Consider the following 6000-nt stretch of genomic DNA (forward strand, 5'->3'; position numbering starts at 1 on the left):
CGAAGGGTCCAGCAACCAGCCCCCGCGACCGACAGACTTCAACTCGACCTATGGACTTCGATCGAGGTCTACCGGTCGAGTTGCAGTCTGTCGGTCAACAAGCGAGCAGGATCGCGCGAGCAGTACCGGGGTTCAGGTGCGCCAGTAGGTGGCTGTTGGTCGGGCGGTCATCACTGTGCGTTGTTCATGCGTACTTCGTGACAATCCCAGCCGGAGTCGTGACGTGTGGCCCCGTCGAGTTCGAATCCGTGTTTGCGATAGAAGGCCACTGCCCGCGCGTTGTCGCGTGCAACCCAGAGGTAGGCCGGGATATCCGTTCCGCCGAGCACTGAGGTCATCAAGTCCATCGCCACACCGGTGCCGTGATAGCGGAGAACGACATTCAGAGACCACAATTCGGTCGGTGCGGGAGCGTCGTGGTCGCGAGCCGGGCCGCTTGCTGCAAAACCGACCATCTCCTGCGTGTCGAGTGAGGTCGCGCACCGGATGCGGATGCCGCGCCCAGCATGGCCTGCGAGGTCTCCGACAGTCTGTCGCCAGCGTGAGGCCGACTCCGCAGGAGTGAGCGCATCGAGCCGGTCCTGAGCCACCATTCCCGCATACGTGGCCTTCCAGATGGCGGTGTGCAGGCTCGAGATCTGATCGATGTCGCCTGCAACCACCGGCCGAATCTCATAGCTACCCACAGACACCGGGTCTACCAGACCTCGACCTCAGTGCGAGCGACGTCGGTGAACCCGCGCAGATCTGCGTCCTCGCCTCGGCTGTCTCACCGCCGTGGCACCATGTCGGTTGATGAACGACGGGCAAGGTGAGAGTGGATCGTCGCGATCCGTCTCAGGGGTAACCCCTGGGTGCACTTCACAGCTGGTCCCCGCGTCCGACGCCGGCGCGCACGCTGCACGTGCCACACGGCGCCGCTGCACAGTTCTGGTCACCCCATCCGTCGTTCATCACCACGACAGCCCACGACGCGACACGGCGCCGTGACCGAACCGTTCCTGCAACCGCATGAGGCAGCGGAAGTCGCTGCGGCCTTCTCGCGCACGTATACCGCCTGGACGTGGCCGGAGATCCTGGCGGCAGTGAGAGCGGTCCTGCCCGCTGAGGTCACCTCCGAAGTCGCCGCCCGCATCATCGAACTCTCGCCTCACGAACCGCGACATCCCGCGACCGTGATGATCCAGGCCCTCGCGCCGTGGACCCACCCGGCACACGTCGCCGCTCAACCCGTCATCGTGCACGAACCACGTTCTGCGGGAACGGTGTCCGACGCTCTGCCCGATCTCTACGATGTCGAGCAGTTCGCGCACTGGCTCGACTTCACCGTGCCCGAGCTCGAATGGTTCGCCGACCGCGGCCAATGGCTACGAACGGCGCGCCCGCCGTTGCGTCACTACCGAATCTGGCGGCGTGAGAAGCGGGACGGTGTCCGGGTCATCGAAGCTCCGAAACCCCGTATGCGCGAGACGCAACGGCGCCTGCTGCGACGGTTGATTGAGCGCATTCCGGCCCATCCCGCGGCGCGCGGTTTCGTACCCGGGTCGTCACCGGCTGCTTTCGCGTGGCCGCACACGGACCGTCCCGTGGTGCTGCGCGTCGACCTCCGTCATTGCTTCGAGACGATCACCGTACCGCGCGTCCGAGCAGTGTTCCGGCAAGCCGGCTACCCGCCGCACATAGCCCGCCTGCTCGCCGAATTGTGTACCACGGCAACGCCTGTGGACGAACTCCGCGGTATCGATCACACGCACGCAGCCCTTCTCCGGGAACGGCATCTGCCGCAAGGTGCGCCGACCTCGCCGCATCTGGCGAACCTCGTGATGCGGCGGCTCGATCGGCGGCTCGACGGGTACGCCCGCCGTCACGGCCTCCGCTACACCCGTTACGGCGACGACCTCGCGATCTCGGGCGACGCGATGAACGCCGACCGCGCGCTGTGGACCGTGCTCCGCATCGTCGAAGACGAGCGATTCACCGTCCACCCGGAGAAGGTCCGGATCATGCACAGCCATCAGCGCCAACAGCTCGCCGGTCTCGTCGTCAACGACCGTCCGCAGGTTGCCAGATCCGACTACGACAATCTTCGGGCCCTGCTCCAGAATGCGAGCCGGCACGGGGCGTCGTCGCAGAATCACGACGAACACCCGGACTTCCGCGCACACGTCTACGGTCTCATCGCGTGGGTGGGTGCGACGGGGGAGACGCGTCGACGCCGGTTGCTGAACATGGCCCGCACGGTCGACTGGGACAGCTGAGAACCTCTGAAGACGGACCAAACGCCCGAACAATCCCGAACCTCACACCGGCTGCGGTTCGCTGTGAGACCACTGTTACCTCGGCCTTCCCCGCAGCGTGCCCAGTCGCAATGCCGGTGGACCAAGGTCCGTGCATGGACAAACAACTGCTCGAACGCAGCCTGGCACTCGTCGACCTTCCCGACTCGGGCCTCACCGTTCGCTTCTACGAGATCCTGTTCGACCGCTATCCGACCGTTCGCGCCATGTTCGGCCGCGACACCAGGGCCCAGGCCGAGATGTTGCGCAGCGCCGTCGCCTCGGTCGTGGAGCATCTCGACGACGCCGAGTGGCTGACGACGACTCTGCACGCGTTGGGGCGGCGACACGCCGGTCTCGGCGTCACCCGACCGATGTACACCGCGGTCGCGGAATGCATGATCGCCGCGATGAGCGAGATCGGCGGCGAGTCCTGGACCCCGGCCATGACGCTGGCCTGGGACCGCGCACTCGGCGCGGTCGCGACGATCATGCTCGACGGCTATCCGGACGACGGCGTGGTCGACATCATGCCGGCAGATCGACGCAAACCCGGAGCTGCCTGACCCGCCCTTCACCCGATCCCGGCGACGCCCGCACTTCGACTCGCCACGGTCCCATCGACCGACCCCACCGGAGAATGCTCGACCACCCTTCGACTGTCGACGACCGACGAATCCACGTGCGACCCGCACCGCCCGACTACACGGCCACGGCCCGGCCACCCTGAATCGCACGCCCTCCGCGATACGATCCCGCTCGGAAGTGAGGGCTCGTGACTGCTGTTGTAAACCCGCGACGTGCGCTGGATCGATACCTGGGATCAGCCCGGGCCCGGTGGGCGACACTCGCCGTCTTCCTCATCAGTTCGGCGGTCGCCATCGTCGTGCTGCCGAACCAACCGCCGGCCCCGTATCGCATCGATTTCGACGTCTACCGCATGGGCGGACAGGTCCTGCTCGACGGCGGCGACCTGTACGGCATCCTGCCCCGACTCGCGGAAGGCTCGTACCTCCCGTTCACGTATCCACCGCTTGCCGCAGCGCTGTTCTCGATCTTCACGGTCGTCCCACTCGGCCTCGGTCAGGCCCTGTTCACCGCGATCTCCATCGGCTGCCTGCTGGTGGTGTGCCGCATCGTCCTGTCCTGCCTCGTCGAGCGGCCTGCTCACCAGTTGTGGTGGCTCGCAACGGCCGCCGCGACGGTCGGCCTCTGGCTCGAACCCGTCCGCGACACCCTCAACTTCGGACAGATCAACATCGTGCTGATGACGCTCGTCGTCGTCGACGTACTGCTGGGCCGCGGCAAGTGGTGGAACGGGCTGCTCGTCGGACTCGCCATCTCGATCAAGCTCACCCCCGCGGTGTTCCTGCTGTTCTTCTTCGTCCGCCGTGACTGGCGCGCGCTCGGCATGGCCGCGGCGTCAGCGGTCGCCTACGCCGGTCTCGGCCATCTCCTGACACCGAACGACTCGCGCACCTACTGGACATCGACCCTCTTCGACACCGACCGCATCGGGAGTCCGCACTTCGCGAACAACCAGTCGATCAAGGGTGAGCTCGGCAGGCTCGGCATCGAGTCCGACGTCGCGTGGTTCCTCGTCTCGCTGATCGTCGGCCTGTTCATCGCCTGGGTCGCGTGGCGTCTGCTGTCGGTTGGACCGGCAGGTCCACAGCCGTCCAGTCCGCACGATGTCGCGGCACTGATGACAGTCGCGTTCGCCGCGCTGTACTGCTCGCCGGTCGCGTGGGACCACAGTTGGGTCTGGGTGGTCCCGCTGCTGATCCTGCTGACCTTCCTCGCGACCACGCCCGCGGCGTCGGCGATCTGGTGGTGGCTCGTCGGTTCCGGGCTCGTCATCTTCGCCGTCGCGCCGCATCAGCGAATCCCGCAGCGGTACGACGCCGAGTTGTCCTGGGTCTGGTGGCAGCATCTCGTCGGGTCGTCGTACCTGCTCTGGGGTCTGGCGGTGCTGGTCGCGCTGGGGGTCTCGGGGCCCCGGGTGCTGACCTCCCGACGGTCGGCCGACACGCTCGCACAACTCGCATGAACACCCCGTCTGCACACTCCCCTTGAAACAGACGCTAAAATCCGTTCCAATGGTGCATAGTGATGTAACGCACATCGGAACAACGGGGAGTGGCAGGTTCATGACGAGTCGGAAAAAGCAGATCCAGAGCGTGCTGGCGAAGGCGAGCAGCATGTACCCGAGCTCGGAACGCCCGCTGGCCGAGCCACCCGCCGGGTCGGACCTCAAGCCGGTGATGGGCGATCCGGGGATTCCGTACCTCGGCAACACTCTCGAAGCACTGGTCGACCCGCTGAAGACGGCGATGGAGCGCTTCGAGCGCTACGGCCAGGTCTCGTGGTCGGGCGCGCTGGGCATGAACATGGTCACACTCGTCGGTCCGGATGCAATCGAAGCCGTCTGGATGAACCGAAAGAAGGCGTTCTCCAGCGAGCTCGGCTGGGAACCGATGATCGGCCCGTTCTTCCGCCGGGGCGTCATGCTGATGGATTTCGACGAGCACATGCAGCACCGCCGGATCATGCAGCAGGCGTTCAGCCGGCCGCGCCTGACCGGCTACCTCGACATCATGACCCCGCACATCGAGAAGACCCTCGCCAACTGGGAGGTCGGCAACGGCTTCAAGATGTACTCCCGCACCAAGGACCTCACGCTGTCGCTGGCGACCGAGGTGTTCATGGGCGCTCACGTCAGCGAGTCCGAGGCGCACCGCCTCGAGCACGCCTTCGAGGCAGCCGTGCGTGGCGGCCAGGCGATCGTGCGCAAGGACGTCGGCAACTGGACCTGGGCGCAGGGACTCCGCGGCCGCGAGGCGCTGCAGGAGTACTTCCGCTCCGAGATCCCGCTGCGTCGCGGCAACGACGCCGACGATCTCTTCAGCGTTCTCTGTAATGCCGAGAGCGACGAGGGTGAGACGTTCTCCGACGAGGACATCGTCAACCACATGATCTTCGTGATGATGGCCGCGCACGACACCAGCACCATCGCGCTGTCGATGATGACCTACTTCCTCGGCAAGCACCCCGAGTGGCAGCAGCGTCTGCGCGAGGAGTCCCTGGCCCTCGACAAGCCGACGATCGACTACGACGACGTCGACAAGCTCCCCAGCATGGAGCTGGCCTTCAAGGAGACGCTGCGCCTCAACGCCCCGGTCGGGATGCTCTTCCGCATGGCGATCGAGGACACCGAGGTCTGTGGCCACTACATCCCGAAGGGCACGCTGCTCGCCATCCATCCGTGGGCGACGATGCTCCGCAAGGAATGGTGGCCCAACCCGACCCACTTCGATCCCGAGCGCTTCTCCGCCGAACGCCGCGAGGACAAGGTCCACCGCTTCGCGTGGGCACCCTTCGGCGGCGGCGCACACAAGTGCATCGGCCTGTATTTCGGTGGCATGGAAGTGAAGTCGATCCTGCACCAGATGCTGCTGCGTTTCGAGTGGGACGTCCCGGCCGGTTACCGGCCGGAGCTGACCTACGGTACCGGCCCGACCCCGGCCGACGGCCTCCCGATCAACCTGCGGCACCGCAAGATCTGACGGTTCCTCACACCCGAGGAGCGAGCCGCTCCACCGCTCCCGGGGGTGCGAGTAGCGCAAGTACCAGCCCACTGCTCCCTGAGCCTGGATATTTCACTGATGTTGCTGGTGTTCGGCGTGTGATACGCGAAAGTGCCTGTCTGCCTTGTGATTATTGA

General features: G+C 65.8%; 5 protein-coding genes. 4 read left to right on the forward strand and 1 reads right to left on the reverse strand.

Annotated features, from left to right (window positions below; genetic code table 11):
- Positions 1 to 170: 170 nt before the first annotated feature.
- Positions 171 to 662, reverse strand: coding sequence for an N-acetyltransferase (locus B1818_RS08545; RefSeq protein WP_231742266.1), 492 nt, complete (start codon positions 660 to 662; stop codon positions 171 to 173).
- A 324-nt stretch (positions 663 to 986) separates the two neighbouring features.
- On the opposite strand from B1818_RS08545, the gene B1818_RS08550 reads away from it, so the two are divergent.
- The 4 genes from B1818_RS08550 (at position 987) to B1818_RS08565 (ending at position 5842) form a co-directional block, all read left to right on the forward strand.
- On the forward strand, positions 987 to 2258 hold the full coding sequence (locus B1818_RS08550; protein WP_058250462.1) for a reverse transcriptase family protein: 1272 nt from the start codon (positions 987 to 989) through the stop codon (positions 2256 to 2258).
- 134 nt (positions 2259 to 2392) lie between these two features.
- Positions 2393 to 2842 carry a globin domain-containing protein gene (locus B1818_RS08555; protein ID WP_058250592.1) on the forward strand — a complete coding sequence of 150 codons (450 nt, stop codon included), beginning with the start codon at positions 2393 to 2395 and terminating at the stop codon, positions 2840 to 2842.
- A gap of 209 nt (positions 2843 to 3051) precedes the next feature.
- Entirely contained in the window at positions 3052 to 4326 is a 1275-nt protein-coding gene (locus B1818_RS08560; RefSeq protein WP_058250463.1) for a glycosyltransferase 87 family protein, read from the forward strand.
- Between the two features lie 100 nt (positions 4327 to 4426).
- A complete protein-coding gene (locus tag B1818_RS08565; RefSeq protein WP_175404272.1) occupies positions 4427 to 5842 on the forward strand; it encodes a cytochrome P450 in 1416 nt (471 codons plus the stop codon).
- Positions 5843 to 6000 lie beyond the last annotated feature (158 nt).

It is taken from the genome of Gordonia sp. IITR100 (assembly GCF_002009645.1).
In the GTDB taxonomy this organism is placed as follows: Bacteria; Actinomycetota; Actinomycetes; order Mycobacteriales; family Mycobacteriaceae; genus Gordonia; species Gordonia hongkongensis.

Coding starts and splice junctions, on each gene's coding strand:
- B1818_RS08555 (WP_058250592.1), top strand. CDS start 2,393: ATGGACAAACAACTGCTCGAACGCAGCCTGGCACTCGTCGACCTTCCC.
- B1818_RS08565 (WP_175404272.1), top strand. CDS start 4,427: ATGACGAGTCGGAAAAAGCAGATCCAGAGCGTGCTGGCGAAGGCGAGC.